13 protein-coding genes are annotated in these 16,963 nt (G+C 56.0%); 4 read left to right on the forward strand and 9 right to left on the reverse strand.

What is annotated here, in order from left to right:
* Window positions 1–12: 12 nt before the first annotated feature.
* The 3 genes from ACMGF5_RS09075 to ACMGF5_RS09085 form a co-directional block, all read right to left on the reverse strand.
* A complete protein-coding gene (locus ACMGF5_RS09075) occupies window positions 13–3,174 on the reverse strand; it encodes a CusA/CzcA family heavy metal efflux RND transporter (protein ID WP_047279636.1) in 3,162 nt (1,053 codons plus the stop codon).
* 24 nt (window positions 3,175–3,198) lie between these two features.
* Entirely contained in the window at window positions 3,199–4,449 is a 1,251-nt protein-coding gene (locus ACMGF5_RS09080; RefSeq protein ID WP_047279635.1) for an efflux RND transporter periplasmic adaptor subunit, read from the reverse strand.
* Between the two features lie 68 nt (window positions 4,450–4,517).
* Entirely contained in the window at window positions 4,518–5,789 is a 1,272-nt protein-coding gene (locus ACMGF5_RS09085; protein ID WP_139047608.1) for a TolC family protein, read from the reverse strand.
* A 404-nt stretch (window positions 5,790–6,193) separates the two neighbouring features.
* Here ACMGF5_RS09085 and ACMGF5_RS09090 point away from each other — a divergent pair, with 404 nt between their 5' ends.
* The 3 genes from ACMGF5_RS09090 to ACMGF5_RS09100 all read left to right on the forward strand — a co-directional run bounded on the left by ACMGF5_RS09090 (window position 6,194) and on the right by ACMGF5_RS09100 (window position 9,142).
* Window positions 6,194–7,537, forward strand: a complete 1,344-nt coding sequence (locus ACMGF5_RS09090) for an OprD family porin (RefSeq protein ID WP_047279633.1) — start codon at window positions 6,194–6,196, stop codon at window positions 7,535–7,537.
* Between the two features lie 488 nt (window positions 7,538–8,025).
* Complete coding sequence (locus ACMGF5_RS09095) at window positions 8,026–8,700, forward strand: heavy metal response regulator transcription factor (RefSeq protein ID WP_003253420.1); 675 nt, start codon at window positions 8,026–8,028, stop codon at window positions 8,698–8,700.
* Window positions 8,701–8,818: 118 nt separating this feature from the next.
* Window positions 8,819–9,142 (forward strand): hypothetical protein, encoded by a 324-nt coding sequence (locus ACMGF5_RS09100; protein WP_044270171.1) that lies wholly within the window; start codon window positions 8,819–8,821, stop codon window positions 9,140–9,142.
* Window positions 9,143–9,228: 86 nt separating this feature from the next.
* On the opposite strand, the gene ACMGF5_RS09105 is transcribed toward ACMGF5_RS09100, so the two are convergent.
* The 6 genes from ACMGF5_RS09105 to ACMGF5_RS09130 form a co-directional block, all read right to left on the reverse strand.
* A complete protein-coding gene (locus ACMGF5_RS09105; protein ID WP_044270172.1) occupies window positions 9,229–9,771 on the reverse strand; it encodes a hypothetical protein in 543 nt (180 codons plus the stop codon).
* Between the two features lie 188 nt (window positions 9,772–9,959).
* Window positions 9,960–11,357, reverse strand: coding sequence for a hypothetical protein (locus tag ACMGF5_RS09110; protein WP_230385194.1), 1,398 nt, complete (start codon window positions 11,355–11,357; stop codon window positions 9,960–9,962).
* A gap of 81 nt (window positions 11,358–11,438) precedes the next feature.
* On the reverse strand, window positions 11,439–11,840 hold the full coding sequence (locus ACMGF5_RS09115; RefSeq protein WP_169882566.1) for a hypothetical protein: 402 nt from the start codon (window positions 11,838–11,840) through the stop codon (window positions 11,439–11,441).
* A 725-nt stretch (window positions 11,841–12,565) separates the two neighbouring features.
* Entirely contained in the window at window positions 12,566–13,843 is a 1,278-nt protein-coding gene (locus ACMGF5_RS09120; protein ID WP_346640842.1) for a DUF2254 domain-containing protein, read from the reverse strand.
* 115 nt (window positions 13,844–13,958) lie between these two features.
* Complete coding sequence (locus tag ACMGF5_RS09125; RefSeq protein ID WP_115273209.1) at window positions 13,959–14,384, reverse strand: RcnB family protein; 426 nt, start codon at window positions 14,382–14,384, stop codon at window positions 13,959–13,961.
* 134 nt (window positions 14,385–14,518) lie between these two features.
* Window positions 14,519–15,823 (reverse strand): sigma-54 interaction domain-containing protein, encoded by a 1,305-nt coding sequence (locus ACMGF5_RS09130; protein ID WP_115273210.1) that lies wholly within the window; start codon window positions 15,821–15,823, stop codon window positions 14,519–14,521.
* A gap of 223 nt (window positions 15,824–16,046) precedes the next feature.
* On the opposite strand from ACMGF5_RS09130, the gene ACMGF5_RS09135 reads away from it, so the two are divergent.
* Window positions 16,047–16,931, forward strand: a complete 885-nt coding sequence (locus ACMGF5_RS09135; protein ID WP_046786793.1) for an MBL fold metallo-hydrolase — start codon at window positions 16,047–16,049, stop codon at window positions 16,929–16,931.
* The last annotated feature ends 32 nt before the right edge of the window (window positions 16,932–16,963 follow it).

Genomic DNA, 16,963 nt, shown 5'->3' on the forward strand with positions numbered 1-16,963 from the left:
TAGCGGAGGCTGTTAGCTAACCACTTCGGCCTCGTCGCCGTCTTCATCCTTGCGGTGTGCCCAGTGATACAGGGCAGGCAATACCAGCAAGGTCAGTGCGGTGGAGGACAGGATCCCTCCAATTACCACCGTTGCCAATGGACGCTGAACTTCTGCACCGGTACCGGTGGCCAAGGCCATCGGGATGAAGCCCAGGGACGCTACCAAAGCTGTCATCAAAACAGGTCGCAGACGGGTCAATGCGCCTTCATCGACTGCCTGCCTGAGCGTCCGCCCCTCCTCTCTTAGCCCGCGGATGAAGGCAATCATCACCAGGCCGTTCAGGACTGCAACGCCGGACAGTGCAATGAAGCCGACACCTGCCGAGATCGACAGTGGGATGTCCCGTAGCCACAGCGCCACAACACCACCGGTAAGTGCGAATGGAATACCAGTGAAGACCAGCATGCCGTCTTTCAGGTTGTTGAACATCAGGAACAACAAGGTCATGACCAGTAGCAAGGCGACTGGAACAACGATCTGCAGGCGTTTGGCTGCCGACTGCAGCTGCTCGAACTGGCCACCCCAAGTCGTCCAGTAGCCTGCAGGAACTTGCACTTTCTTATCCAGCGAAGCGGTCGCCTCCTCAACGAAGGAGCCCAGGTCACGGCCTCGAACGTTGGCGCTGACGATTACCAGGCGTTTGCCGTTCTCGCGGCTGATTTGGTTCGGGCCCAGTTGCAGGTCCAGATTAGCGACCTGCGACAGCGGGATGAAGCCGATTTGATTGGCACCCTGAGCCGCATTAGCGGGTACCGGGATCAGCAAACTGGACATACCCGCTACGTCGGTACGAACGGTCTCAGGCAGGCGCACTACCATGTCGAACCGGCGGTCGCCCTCATACAGCGTGCCGGCCTGGCGGCCACCCACGGCGATAGCGATCGAATTCTGAACATCCGCGATATTCAGACCGTAGCGTGCTGCTTTTTCGCGATCGATGTTGATAGTCAGCACCGGCAGACCGGATGTCTGTTCAACTTTCACTTCCGACGAGCCCGGTACCGCTCGTAGAGCTGCCGCGATCTTGTTGGCGGTGTTGTTAAGCACGTCCATGTCATCGCCGAAGACCTTCACCGCGACGTCACTACGTACGCCCGAAATCAGCTCGTTGAAACGCAACTGGATTGGCTGTGACAACTCATAGTTGCTTCCTGGAACACCTGCCGCGGCCTTCTGCACCTCAGCAATCAGCTCATCGCGTGGCTTCTTGGGGTTAGGCCACTGATCCTGAGGCTTGAGCATGATGTAGGCGTCAGAGGCGTTTGGCGGCATCGGGTCAGATGCAATTTCTGCGGTACCCGAGCGTGCGAACATCCGCTCAACTTCAGGCACCTCCGCTATCACCGCTTTCTCCAGACGCTGCTGCATCTCGACGGACTGAGTGAGGCTCGTTCCAGGCACACGCATGGCCTGAAGCGCAAAGTCGCCCTCACTGAGGCTTGGGATGAACTCGCTACCCATACGACTTGCCAGTACGCCGCTGAGCACGACCAAAGCTACTGCGGCCGAGAAAGCGATGTTCCGGTGTCCCAGCACCCATTGCAGAACCGGCTCATAGCGCAGTCGAGCTGTGCGCATGACCACGCCTTCCTCTTCCTTCACCTTGCCAGTGACGAACATGGCAATAGCTGCAGGAACAAAAGTAACGGACAGGATCATTGCACCCAGCAGCGCCATCACAACGGTGAAGGCCATCGGGTGGAACATTTTGCCTTCGACGCCGGTGAGGGCGAAGATCGGCAGGTACACCACCATGATGATCAGCTGGCCGAAGATCAGCGGCCGACGAGCTTCTCGCGCCGCGGCAAAGACCTCGTGGAAGCGTTCGGTTTTGGTAAGCATGCGGCCATGCTTATGTTGCGCATGAGCCAGTCGACGGATCGCGTTTTCTACAATAACCACGGCACCGTCGACGATGATGCCGAAGTCGAGTGCCCCCAAACTCATTAAGTTGGCACTGACCTTGTTGTTGAACATGCCTGTGAAGGTGAACAGCATGGACAGCGGAATCACCATCGCGGTGATCAAAGCCGCACGGATGTTGCCGAGGAACAGGAACAGAATGGCGATAACCAGGATCGCGCCTTCCACCAGGTTCTTTTTCACCGTCGCGATGGCTTTTTCAACCAGGTTGGTACGGTCGTAAACAGTCACAGCCACCACGCCCTTTGGCAGGGTGCGGTTGATGTCCGCCAATTTGGCGGCGACAGCTTGAGATACGGTGCGGCTGTTTTCACCAATCAGCATGAACACGGTACCGAGCACGACTTCGCGGCCGTTCTCAGTAGCAGCACCTGTACGGAGCTCTTTACCGATGCTGACGTCAGCTACGCTGCTGATGCGAATCGGTGCACCATCCACACTGGTGATCACGATGTTGGCGATGTCTTCGATATTGCCTACCTGACCCGGTGCACGGATGAGCAACTGTTCACCATTACGCTCGATGTAGCCGGCGCCGACGTTGGCGTTGTTACTTTCCAACGCAGCAACCAGGTCATTGAGTGTCAGCTTGTAGGTAGCCAGGCGCTTTGGATCCGGCGCAACCAGGAACTGCTTGGCATAACCGCCGATGGTATTGATCTCGGCCACACCCGGGACGTTACGCAGCTGAGGCTTGATGATCCAGTCCTGGATCACGCGCAGGTCGGTCGGGGTGTACGGCGTACCGTCCTCTTTGACCGCGCCATCTTCGGCTTCAACAGTCCATAGGAAGATCTCGCCGAGGCCGGTAGATACCGGACCCATGACGGCCTCTACACCTTCTGGCAGCTGTTCCTTCGCAACCTGCAGCCGCTCGTTGATCAACTGGCGGGCAAAGAAGATGTCAGTGCCATCCTTGAAGATCACGGTGACCTGAGACAGGCCAGAGCGAGACAGGGAACGGGTCTGCTGAAGGCCCGGGAGACCGGCCATTGCCGTTTCAACTGGAAACGTGATCCGTTGTTCGGTTTCCAAGGGCGAGTAACCAGGCGCTGCAGTGTTGATCTGCACCTGAACGTTGGTGATATCGGGTACCGCATCGATGGGCAGCTTTTGATAGCTGTAGATACCGATACCCGCCATGATCAGAACAGCGATCATTACTACGATGCGCTGCTCGATGGCGAATCTGATGATACGTTCAAACATGAGAAATCATCCTGTCAGTTCGCATCAGTGACCGTGTTCGGCAGAAGCTTTGCCGAGCTCGGACTTGAGTGTGAAGCTGCCACTGGTTGCTACCTGGGCGCCGGCTTCAATACCGTCGATGATTTCCACGTACCCACTGTCGCGGCGACCCAGTTTTACCGGGCGGGTGTCAAAGCCATCTGGGGTGCGTACGAATACCGAAGGTTTGTCTTCAACGGTCTGCACTGCGTGCTCGGGGACCGCTACGGCAACTCGATCGGTCTGGGAAGTGACCGCAATGTTCACGAACAGGCCTGGACGCCAGGCGCCGTTGGGGTTGGTCAAGGTGACGCGGACAGTAGCTGCACGGTTTTGCTCGCCCAGCAGGCTGCCGACATAACCCACCTTCCCTTCGACCTCGACGTTCATGTCAGGCGAAGAGACTTTCACCGCACGACCAGTCGTGACCTTGCCCAGATCTGTAGGCGGGACGGCGAAGGTTGCCCAAACCTGGTTCAGGTCGGAAAGGATGAAGGCGTTGGTCGCCTCGCTTACGACTTCGCCAACGGTCAGATGTTTCTCCACTACCACGGCGTCGAAGGGAGCTCGAAGCTCGTATCGATTACCGCCAACGGAGTTAACCGAGGCACCGATAGCGCCGACCTTCTGCTTGGCGTTGGCCAAGGAGATCTCCGCTTCTTGCAACGCTTGGCGTGCTTGGAGGTAGTCTTGCTCTGCAGAGATTTTGTCCTGCCACAGCTCTTTCTCACGCTGGAAGGTCACACGCGCCAGTTCGACGCGACGCTGTGCGGCCTGTTGTTCGCTGCGCAGGTCAGAGATCTGCTGGCTGGCGATTACAGCGAGGACCTGACCCTTTTTGACCGTCTCACCCAGGTCGGCCTGGACAGCTTCAACAACGCCAGGAACACGAGGAACCACGTGGGCAGTACGGTCTTCATCGAAGCGAATTTCGCCCGGGAAGCTCACGACTGTACCCAAGTCACGCGGCGCTGCAGCTTCCAGGGCAACGCCGGCTGCCTTGATCTGTTCATCGCTGAGCGTCAGTTTGCCCTCTTCTTCACCGCCCTCTTCGCTGTGGCCTTCTTCGCCATGGCCCTCATCACCTTCCTCTTGGGCGGCAGATGAGGCTTTCTTTTCGTCGCCATGGCCATCGTTAGCGCCATGTTCGGCGGTACTGGCGGCCTGCTGTCCGGAACTATTGTTCCAGGCAAGGCTGCCAAATCCGAGGGCTGCCACAGCGGCTACCGCGAGGGCGATCTTGCGTTTGTTATCCATTGCTACTCCTGCTGATCGTAGGCACCGGCTTGTTCAAGGCTGGGTGCCGAAGAAAATGTTTGGCCCGCTCAGCGAGCGCCGGCAGTTGAGCCGACTTCGCCATAAACCCTTTCCACCTGCGCACGCGCATTGGTCGCCGCTGCCAACGATTCGAGGTATTGGCCACGAGCGACGATCAAGGTGCGCTGGGCATCCAGCACTTCGATGAAGCCGAATTTGCCCATCTCGAAGCCGCGGGTTGCAGTCTCTACGGCTTGTTGGGCTGACGGCAGAATGGTCTTGTCGTAGGACTCGACCTCCTGCATTGCGGTGGACCACTGGTTCAACGCGGTTTGGGTTTCGGTGCGCAGGCGCAGCTCCACAGCATTGCGCTGGTCTCGGGCCTGATCGGCACGTCGAGAAGCGGAAAGAATGTTGCCTTGGTTACGATCGAACAGCGGCAGAGGCATAGACAGGCCCACAGTGTTGACCCGCTCGCGCACAGAGCGGTCGTACTGGCTGCCTACGCTGACAGTAAGATTCGGGATACGCTGAGCTTTCTCTGAACCGAGCGAGGCATCGCTCTTGTCGATCTGCACCACGGCCTGGCGCATTTCTGCGGTCTGATCGAGCTTTGCCAGCAGCTCTTCAGTCTGCGGTGGCAGCCCCGGGGAGAGGGTTGGCGATTCGAGTTGATCAAATACCGTGACTGAGCTCCCGGTAATTTGCGCGAGCTGCTGGTAAGCGGTCGCCTTTTCCGTTTCGGCACGTCGAACTTGAAGCTTGGCTTCGGCCAGTTGCACCTGGGCGCGGGTGGCCTCTACTGGGGACGATTTACCTGCGCGAACACGGCCATCGACGATGCGGAGACCGCGCTCAGTCAGTTCGAGAGATTGCTTGGCCAGATCAAGGCCTGTCTGGGCCCGCAACGCGGCGTAGAAGGCTTGCACGACGTCTGCACGCAGTCCGTTCACGCGACGGTCTAACTCCAGCTGTGCGGCGGTCTGCCCGAATGTGGCGACGTCAACCCGAGCCCCCCGCTTACCGCCCAGCTCAAGGGTTTGGCTGAGCGAAACAGTTGTCTGGCTGGTGTTACGACGGGTGTCTTCCACGTCGTACGAGATTGTGGGGTTGGGGATAAGTCCGGCCTGCTTGCGAGCGCCGTCAGCGATCCCAATCTCTTGCCTGGCTGCAGCTAGATCAGGGTTGGCATCCATGGCCGTCGAAAGCGCCTGGGGCAAGCTGATGCTTTGGGCAAGGGCTGCAGGTGCCATCAATCCAGAGATGACTGCACAGAGTGCAGCGATCTTCCAGGGCGAGACGGAGGTCTTGGATAAGACATTGCGGTTATACCGGGGCACTTTGATGGTCCTCGTGCACAAACTTCGATAAAGCTTGGCGAGAACGCCGAAACAGCTGCCAAGCCCCACTTGATTAGGTGATGGCACTCTAATGAGCGGTAGCTATCAGAGGGGTGGCTGGAAAATTACAATTTCGTAATAAATCCCTGTAATGCCCGTAAATACTGCGATTCCCAACCCGGCTCTATGATTTCGTTACAAGCAACGGAGATGGCAACCACGCGGTGCGAAGGCGCCAAATAACGGGCAGATGACGAAATTGTAATTTTCCTATCACCCTCCCGTTATCTTCGGCCTGCAAATATGAGCTCGCGCTACGCTAGGCGCGCCGCCGGGTCAGAACAATTAACGACACCCGCGCAGGTAAACATAATAAAAACTGCCGTGAATCAAAGGAGCATCGGATGAAAATCAAAGTACCACTGTATTTGGCGGCAGTTTCTGCGCTGTCTGGAAGCTATGCTATTTCGGCACAAGCTGAAGACAAGCCAGAGGGCTTCATTGAAGGCAGCAGCCTTACAGTGCTGAACCGTAACTTCTATTTCAATCGTGATAACCGCGACAGCACTGCCCCTACTTACAACAGTGGCAAAGGCAATACCAATGGCTACTCCGAAGCCTGGGCGCACGCAATCATCAGCAAATTCAACTCTGGGTTTACCCAGGGTACAGTGGGCTTTGGCGTTGATGCCTTCGCCATGATCGGCCTTAAGCTCGACACCGGTGATGGGCGCAACGGCGGCCGTAGCTCCTTCGACGTGCTGCCTGTTGATAACAAGGGCGAAGCTCGCGACGAATACACCAAGGTCGGCGGCGCAGCCAAAGTTCGCTTGTTCGATACCATCGTGAAAGTGGGTGATGTCTTCCCATCGACCCCGGTCGTTGCATCGGGTGACTCGCGACTGTTGCCGGAAAGCTTTCGCGGCGTGACCGTTGAGAACACCAGCATCCAAGGCCTCACCCTGCAGGGTGGTCGTCTGCATGCGATGAGCCAACCGGTCTCTAGCAACCTTAACGACAACTTCGTGACCTTCTACGGCGGCCCAGTCAACTCGCCATGGATCGGCTACGGTGGCGGTGATTACTCGATCAACGACAACTGGACCGTGAGTGCCTATGCAAGCCAGTTGAAAGACGTCTGGAACCAGTACTACGCCGGTACCAGCTTCGCCTACCCCTTGAACGACGATCTGGCGCTGATCGGCGGCTTCAATTACTACAAAGCCGTGGATGAAGGTAAGCGACGCCTGGGCGAATTTGACAACAACATCTGGAGTGCCAAGGTCGGCGTACGTTACGGTGCTCACACCCTGGCCCTCTCGCATCAGCGCAACAACGGCGACGACGACTTCGACTACCTGCGTCAGTCGGACTCGATCTTCGTCGACAACTCCATCCAATACAGCGACTTCAACTCGCCGAAAGAGCGTTCATGGATGCTGCGCTACGACCTGAACTTCACCAGCTACGGCATTCCAGGCCTGACGTTCATGACCCGCTACGCCAGAGGCTCGGGCGCGGATTACTCGAACGCTAACCAGTTCTACATGCGCACTGACGACAACGGCAACCCGCTCGACAATCAGAAGCGCTGGGAGCGTGACGTCGAAGTCAAATACGTTGTCCAAACCGGCCCGGCAAAAGATCTGTCCTTCCGGTTGCGCCAGGCAACCACGCGTGCCACTGCTTTCGAATCGGATTTGGATGAAACTCGTGTAATCATCGAGTACCCGCTTTCGATTCTTTAATTCGCTAACGGACCAGTTATTCATTAGCTGATCCTGTTAGTAAAACGAGCATTACGAATTCACCTTGAGTGGCTTAAGTGCTCCTTTGGTAAAAGGTGGATATTTGGCGCCCTTTGGGCGCCTTTTTTTTGCCTAAAATTCAAGTAAGCGTTCGATTGTACGCATCGCATGCCGGTGAAGTTCATGGCTACACCAATGACCAGTCTCCTCGATGTGAGCAACCTCGCCGTCATCTGAGCGGAACGAAGCCAGTACAAAGAAGAAAATAACCCAATACTTCATAAGGTCAAGTCACCTGCTGGAGAGAGGGTCCGCAACTGTCAAACCCAAACCGCGACAAGATATACCGCCAGACTATCAACTGTATTACCTAGAAATTACAAATCCGTCATTTGAGCCCCGGCACGCTCATTTTGATTTACCATCCCTTTCAATAATGCCGGCGCGCGTGCGCGGTTAATTGCTCAGTGATATCGAGACAAAATCCCATGCGAATTCTGGTAATTGAGGATGAAGTAAAAACTGCGGAGTATGTGCGTCAAGGTCTGACGGAGTGTGGCTATGTCGTAGATTGCGTCCACACCGGATCAGATGGATTATTCTTGGCCAAGCAGCACGAATACGAGCTGATTATTCTCGATATAAACCTCCCAGAGATGGATGGTTGGCAGGTTCTTGAGTTGTTGCGCCGTAAAAATTGCCCTTCCCGCATCATGATGCTGACGGCGAGAAGCCGGCTGGCGGATAAGGTCCGGGGGCTAGAGAACGGCGCAGATGACTACCTGATCAAGCCATTTGAGTTCCCTGAGCTGTTGGCCCGGGTTCGCGCCTTGATGCGCAGGTCGGATCACCCCGCATCCGTAGAGGTCATTCGCGTCGCTGACCTGGAGCTTGATCAGAGCCGGCACAGGGCGTTCAGGGACGGTCAGCGAATTGATTTGACCACAAAAGAATTCGCGTTATTGCACTACTTGATGCGTAACACCGGGGTGGTACTGAGCCGTACGCAGATTATTTCTCAGGTTTGGGATATGAATTTTGACTGCGACACGAACGTTGTAGAAGTGTCGATTCGAAGACTCAGAGCCAAGATAGATGACCCATTCGAGACCAAGCTGATACATACGCTTCGGGGCGTAGGGTATGTGCTTGAAAAGCGATAATTGCCAAGCTCTCTAGGTACCGAAAATTGGCTGTACACTCCCGTCGCTTGCGAGCTTGAGGTTTCTGTTTACGATCCGCGGCGCTGATTCCTCACCCAACAAATGAGGTAGGCTGTACATGAGGTATAGCATTGATTATCAGCAGGTTTCGCAAGGTCAATCGCATGCCAGGATTGATGCCTGTCCAGCTGACATTATCTTCAACAGCGACCATGGCTTAGCACTTATTCCGTGCGTCGGCGATGTTATCAACCTTCCCTCTACGGCGGTCAAAGAAGGGGTTTGTGGCATCGTCAGATCAAGGATTTTCAATTATCTAGGAGGTCCTGAAGATCTGTACTGCCACGTCAACATTCTCGTTGAAGAAGCTGACATCAATTTCGGAAATCTCATCTCGGAATACATGCGCAATCAGGCACGCGCACGCTCGCCTTCTTCATAAAGTCGAAGGCGGGCCTGGCCATTAATGGTTATTTATGACTGAGGATTCAACAGAGCGGGCGTCTACTGAGCACCAGAGGTGGATAGTCACAGCCTAGTGGCTGAACGAGGTACTGCTGGTGTGCGCAGAGCTGGACTCATTGTTTTTTGAATGGCGCATTGCAGTATAAAGAAGTACATAATCCCTGAGGCAAATACGATAGCAGACAGAGAAACCATTTCTAAATCTAAGACCCCAGAAATCATATACTGCTTAATCGTGATAGATCCCAGGATGATTCCGGTGCAGTACATGACACCCGTGAATTGGTTTCCCATAAAACTCAGTATGCCGCTGAAGGCATTGTTTGCGCTGAGTAGCACTGCCTTTAAAATGGTCCATCCGAGAAGTGGTAAAAATGCCTTAATCATGAAGGCAAATAGCATCGACGATGCAAATAGCTTTATCGGCGTTTCTGCCCACGGCTTGATGGTACCGTCTATTTCAACGCCGGTATACAAGATGACATTCAGAACAATTGCCATGACGGTGCATATGCCGAGGCGTATCATTTCCCGCTTAAGAGGGGCCATCATTATCACTGCGTGAATCTTGCGTCCGATGAATCGATTTAGTCCTTGGGTCGACATTTCTCTTCCTATGCTCTCGGGGATGACGCTATTTTAACGTTGTAAGAATGTCATGCTTTTACCCGATGAGAGGTGACGCTTCAACAGTTCTGAATTGCGCAGGGGGTCTCATGTCTTTCCCAGGTCGGATATCTTGCTGAAAAATCCTCATCTATCTGCGGGGCAAAGATGCGGCCACCCCGCCGCCGTCAGAGCTCTGGAGGACTGGTTGCTGTCAGCAACTCATCGAGTGACGGAACCTTAGCGTTTGCACTGAGGACGAGTGTCCTGGATCGGAGTATGGATACTTCATAGAAGGATTCGCACTCGACTCGTCCATTCACTTCTCTCCAGTGGGTGACTTCTGGTATCAGTTCGTTAGGCACCGGATGTAATGCCATAGGATTATGGAAGACCTCCACTTCAGCAGACCACGGCTCGTAGCCATACTGCGGCCAGAGCTGACCGTAATCGCTGGACGCTACATCCAACAAAAATGGGATACCTCGTGATGCACCTGGAGAACGGTCGAAAAACTCACCAAACCGCAAGTATCGGTACCCGTCTAGATGAGCTCCACCTGAAATCGGCACTCGGCTGAGCTTTGAGACTGTGCAGGCATTGGTGAAAATGACCGCTGAAAGATGGGCATTTTCCCTTAGCGTAAATAGGCCGTTGGGGCGCCCTGATAGCAGAGATGTCTCTTCCTCCACAGTTATCAGCTGCATTCCACGATGCGCAGATGAGTGAACTGAAAAGCCATAGAGATAGCTGATGAGCGACTCCCTGCTCCACAGCATTGAACTGGGCGCATGGAAATCGGCTAAGGCCAGAATGAGCGGCTTACCCTCCACGTGCGGTAGGGATTCGTAACGCTTGTCCAATTTGTTTTGGATGGTCCTCGCAAACCTTTCTGCAGCCGCTCCAAAGAAGCGCTCATGTCGGTCAGCTGGTGGGGGGACCGGCGAGGCGCCAAAATGCTCATACCGCTCTTCCGGGTTGGCTGTCACTGCTTCAACCCAGGCCTCACCTCCCAGCCTATTCTCGATATGAAAATCGGGTGATTCTTTAGGCTGGGTGACAAAGAGTCCCTGCTCACGAAAAATCGCTAATAGGTGGGCCTCCCAAAGGCGGGTGTGAAAATTCTCAGTCTGGCAATCGGGAACCCAATTTCTGTCTGGGGATGGCAGTGCGAGATACAGTTGATTGAGCGCCCACGCCCCAATACGGCGGCTTGGATCAAATAGTGATTTGAACACCACGCTTGGTGTGCGCTTACCCATTCTGCTTAGAGGAGCACGTCGTCGTTCGCCTGAGGGGAGTGGAAGCGGATGGGCTTGGGTACTGAGAAAATGGCTGATTGAGGCGCGGGCTTCGGACTCGCCAGTGGTGCACTCACTATGACTGAGGAGCACCCACACGCTATCGACACGACGCCGCAAGGTGACAATTCCGAAACTGCCGGAATGGATATTTCGGGTTAGAGCGGCACAAGAAATTCCGTCCTCACTAAGCCATGCCCCTACTGGCGGGCTGTCCCCAAACCCCAACCCTCGTGGAAGCGACAAAGCGATTAGATCGAACATCGGCGCAGCAATTTCTTTCATTCGCTGATCTCGGCAGCCGTCAAAATGCATTCCATCAATGCCTCGGAGCGTGCCCGCCGGCGATGGCATCGGTGGAGGTACCTATTGAAGAAGGGGGCCTTGTTCCACCAGGACATCTCGGTTGGTGAAGATGGTCTCAATGGTTGCAGCCTCGGCAGCCACATGAGTCTTTCGCGTGATCTCTTCAAGGGCCAGTTCGAGCCGGTAGTCTTGGAAATACTCGTACAGCTTTTCAGAGCTCTCGGATATCTCCTCCCCACCATTCTTTGCGAACAAGATGTGGATGATCGCTGCGAGTGGAAGGGAGATGTCGAGATCCTTCTCTTCTGCATCTGACTCCGAGTTCAAACCGTCGAAATACCTCTCCAGATGATTCTGGAGCTCCTCAAGCCAGAACTGAGATAGGTTGCTAGGTAGGGAGCTTTCAGGCCCGGCCAGAAGGACTTCATCTCTGAATCGGGCCAGCAGATTGGGGGTTGCCATGGAGGACCTCACGATTAGATTTGAGAGCAACTGGTCAGCATAGTCCACCTCAAGATGACCACCTCCTTGACGCCCATCCTGGTGCTCCTGAGCCTCAGACGAGTGAATCGCCCCGAAAACTGTAGATAGATGCCGTTAGCTACCTTTCTTCAAGGACAGCTTTGGATCGATAGCGGCCTTCGTGGAGGTTGGTGTCTACGGGGCCGGTTTAGTCATTCTGAATCTCCGGTTTCACCTCCGTGAGGCCGGCCATCGTCATGCATCAGATCTTGATTGACACGCGTGCCGCCTTGGATAGCCTTGCAATTGAGGGCTGCAACTGCGCATTTGTCGGGCCTGGGTACCAGCATGAGCCCCCCCGCAATTCTGGCAGCAGAGGAAGCTGGTTCCTCTGAAGTAGTGACGACGGGCATTGCCAGTCGGATTCTGAACCCAAGGTCGCCAGACTGGGAGCTAAAGGATCGCTGCGACTACTCCTCATCCCTTACCGAAAAGTCACGCGTCGGTCGTAAAGGGAGAACACACTGGCCCTTTCCAGGCCAATCAACTTTTGTGATTGGTGAGTAGGGCTTTCTCGGCTTTTCTGTGAAAAGCACCCCTTCATTTCACAAAAAAAATGGCCAAGCTTCCAATTTCACGGGGTCTGGCCTATCACCTATTTTGTGAACCTACACAGGTTGTTCTTACCAAAAAGCCCGCGCAAGCGGGCTTTTTGGTTTGGGCTGTCATTCAATCGTCCTGAGCTTCACGTGCACTGACCTCAGCTGATCTTTTTCATGCGCGAGTGTAAGTGACGCCTCTGCACGCATGACAAGCTGCTCCCCATGCCTGATGCAACTCTGCTTGAAAAGCGCGGGGTTTATCTGGGCCAGGCTGACAAGTGCCTTGAGCAACCGAAGGTCGACTTCTAGAAGAGCGGCGCCGTCTCTGCTGATAGGGGCAAAAAAATCGTCGAACAAATCGTCCACCGTCAACCCTCGCAGGTGGACCCACTCGCAGCTTTTTTCCTGGTCCGGTTCGCAAGCGTGTGCTTTGCCCCAGTACGTCAAAGTTCTAAGGCCCCTGCCAATCACATCAATAGCGGTGCCCGGATCATTGACCGCTGGTGACAACGCGCGGGATGCGATTTCCGATAGCACGCATAGCCCAAACCTCGGGTCATGTTCAAAGGTTCTTCGGGTGCCTATGGTCAACGTCGCCAGCGTGTCCTCAAGGCTTTGCTCATCAGGATGCTTGTCACTCAAAGGTACAATGCGAGCGACCGGCATACCGATGTGGACAAAACTACCTGGGAGAACTTCCACATAGATCCGGATCTGTAGCGCTTTGGAAATGGCGCCCAAGGCTTGCACATCGATATGTTGGACGTAGCCAGTCTGGTTGCTGGCAATGGTTTGCGCGGACAGCGGTAGTACAAGGTCTACCGGGTACGCTGAGCCTCCCAGATAGGGCCAGCGAATGCGATGAGCCATGGCCTCTATCGCCGCCTTTTCCACACGGTCAATGGTTTCTCCGACCCGTCCGAGTTTGGAAAGGTGGTCTATCCAGCGCAGCAGTGTGTAAATGATCAGCGTCACGACAGCTAGCGTCACCGCAAAAAGCACGACTCGGCCCTGGCTTCCATAGAGGCCGGTACTCAGGGCAATGATGCCAACCAGGCTGAAGAGAAACGAACCGATGAATGTGGCCAGCGCGTTCTGGGTCGTGGTGTCTTCCATGACCAGCGTTGTGGCACGCGGGGTCACCCCGCTACTTGCGGCCCCGTAGGCGGTGACCATCGTGCTCAATGAGAAGGTGGTCACAGCCAGCATGCTGGAGGCAATGATCCCGAGAATCTTGTCCACTGCATCTGCGCCGATGCGTGCTGGCAAGGTTTGCGGGATGAAGTCTCTGAACAGGATGGCAAGCAATGCAGTCGCCACACCCAGAATGGAGAACAGAGAGGCTCTGAACCAGAGTCGCTTGGTGAGTTGACCCGCTACCCAACGCCAACGCGCAATCATGTGCAGTACCTTCAAGAGACTGATCGAATAGTTAACAGACTAGAAGTTTCAATCCACAACCCAGCAAAAAACCCGCGCAAGCGGGCTTTTTGTTGGCGGCTGGTTTTATACGGCCTCAGTAACCGCTGAGGATGTTTACGATCACCCCGGAAGCAATGGCCACCAGCACGTAGTCGCCGTTGACGTACAACCAACGGTGGTCGCGGGGCGGCGGCGAGAGGTGCCGGGCGCGCCAGTCGGTCACCCAGTAACGGTCATTGCGATAGTGCGGGTCTACCACATGGCCGCGCTTCCATTGCTGGTGAGGTACCGGCATCCCCGGTTGTGGACGGAAGTTCGGATTACGGTAGGACTGAGCCTGGCCGTTGCCGGGTTTGCCATGTTGTTGCGGATGGCCTTGCTGCTTGCTCTGCTGCGGATGACCTTGGCCCTGATGCGAGCGGTCGCCATCGTGCCCTTGAGGCGGGCCGGGCTGGGCGAAGCTGGCCAGTGGTACGCTGAGCATCAAGGTAGCGCAGAGCACAGAGAGGCTTTTTTTCATCGTATGTCGATCCTTTGCATGTTCACGTCCGGCGGGTTTCAACGAGACGCCGATTACGGTTAATGCTTCAGACCGTGATTCGCGATGAGTAATCCCTGGCAAGAGGTAAAGGTCCGGTAAAGAATCGCCGAGCACTAAGCCGGATTCAGCCCCAGCGCTTTCAAGCGCCGATACAGCGTACGTTCACTCATCCCTAAGTGGCGCGCCAGTTCGCTACGCGGGCCCTGAAACTGTTCCAGCGCTTGTGCCAGATCACTCAGGTCGCTGCGAGCGCGCCCCTTGTTCGCACCGGTTGCGATTTGCGGGCCTACATCTTCCGGCAGATGCTCAGGCCGTATCAGCCCATCATCGGCAAACAGCCGCGCCCTTTCCAGGATGTTGCGCAGCTCGCGGATATTGCCTGGGAACGTATGCAGGGCCAATTGTTGAAGCGCAGCGTCAGTAAGGCTCGCGGCAGGTTTGCCTGCCATGCGTTGCAGCAGGCTCTGCGCAAGCAGCGGCAGATCCTCTACGCGTTCGCGCAAGGCAGGCAGGCGGATGGGAAAGCCACTGATGCGGTAATACAGGTCTTCCCGGAACGTACCCTCGGCAACCATCTGCTTGAGCGGTTTGTGTGTTGCAGACACCAGGCGGAAGTCCGCATGCACGGTGCGCAGGCTGCCAACCGGGCGCAAGGTGCCGGATTCGATCAGGCGCAGCAATTTGACCTGCATCGCCAGTGGCACCTCACCAATCTCGTCGAGGAACAGCGTGCCGCCGTGGGCCGCTTCTGCCAGGCCGATCTTGCGCTGGTTGGCACCGGTAAAGGCTCCCTTCTCATAGCCGAACAGCTCGCTCTCGAACAGTGACTCGGTCAAGCCGGTGCAGTCGACCACCACCAAAGGGCCATTCGCCCGTGGGCTACCCATATGGATCGCCCGGGCGAAAAGCTCCTTGCCTGTACCGGATTCACCCTGGAGCAATACCGGGATCTGTGCGGGGGCCGCACGTTGCAGGCTGGCCAGTGCCGTTTTGAACGCTGGCGCCCGGCCGACCAGGCCCTGTTGTTGAGGTTGCGCCGAGGCCAGTGTGACCGTGGTCAGGCGTTCTACGAACGCCACCACCCTGCCCTGCTCATCGAGGATCGGCCGAAGTTCCACATCCACATGCTCAGGCCCGCGCGGGGTGTGATGAATGTGCAGTACCCGTTCCGGCAGCTTGCTGTCCCAGGCCTTGCGCATGGGGCAATGCTCACCGGCCTGGTCGCAAGGCACGGCGTAGTGATGGGAAACCCGGTGGCACTTCTCACCCAGTGGCGCACGGTCGTCACGGCCGAACTGCCGACGATAGGCGGCATTGGCTGCGAGGATGTTGTAGTCGGTGTCCAGCACGATGGTAGGCAACGCATCGTGTTCGAGGTAGGAAACCAGAGCTAGGATGAGGGGATGGGATTCAGGCATGACGGCACCGATTGGATAAGCCGTTGAGGGTAACAAGGACTGCCAAACACTGCCATTGGCTGACAGTCGACTGCCAGCGCAGCTGCCACACCGGGCTGTCATGCGCCATCAGGGGCCGATTTCACTGGCCTTGGTACGGGTTAAACCGCTGGCATGCATCTTGATAAACCACCCGTCACTGCCTACGCCTCTAAAAGGCGGGGTGGATTATTTGGAGAACGTGATGATCATCGGCAACAACCTTCAGGTGGAAGCCTTTTTCGACGACGCCACCTCGACCATCAGCTACCTGGTACTGGACCGCGAGACCAACCAGTGTGCGTTGATCGACAGCGTACTGGACTATGACCCCAAGTCAGGCCGCACCTGCACCGAGTCTGCAGACCGTCTGATTGATCGGGTACAGAGCCTGGGCGCCAAGGTGCAGTGGATTCTGGAAACCCATGTACACGCCGACCACCTTTCAGCTGCGGCGTATCTCAAGGAAAAGCTCGGCGGCCACACCGCCATTGGCGCCGAGATCACCAAGGTACAGAAAGTCTTCGGCGACTTGTTCAACGCCGAGCCGGGCTTCGCCCGTGATGGCAGCCAGTTCGATGTGTTGCTCATGGACGAAGAAGGCTTTCGCATAGGTAACCTGCACGCCCGCTCGTTGCACACGCCTGGGCATACCCCCGCTTGCATGAGTTACCTGATAGAGGATGCGGGAGAAAAAGCACTGTTCGTGGGCGACACCCTGTTCATGCCTGATTACGGTACCGCACGCTGTGACTTCCCAGGCGCTGATGCTCGCACCTTGTACCAATCGATCCGCCGCCTGCTGGCCTTCCCTGACCAGACCCTGCTGTTCATGTGCCATGACTACCTGCCGGGCGGGCGTGACATGCGTTATGTCACCACCGTTGCCGAGCAGCGCGCCAGCAACATTCATGTTCACCAGGGCATCGATGAGGACAGCTTTGTCGCCATGCGTGAAGCGCGTGACAAGACCCTCGAGATGCCCGTCCTGATCCTGCCTTCGGTGCAGGTCAACATGCGCAGTGGCCATTTTCCGCAGCCGGAATCCAACGGCGTGAGCTACCTGAAGATCCCGTTGAACAAGCTCTGAGCGCCCTGCCCCATCATTAGAATTCCCAGGAT

It is taken from the genome of Pseudomonas sp. BNK-15 (genome assembly GCF_047456105.1).
GTDB lineage: Bacteria > Pseudomonadota > Gammaproteobacteria > Pseudomonadales > Pseudomonadaceae > Aquipseudomonas > Aquipseudomonas putida_E.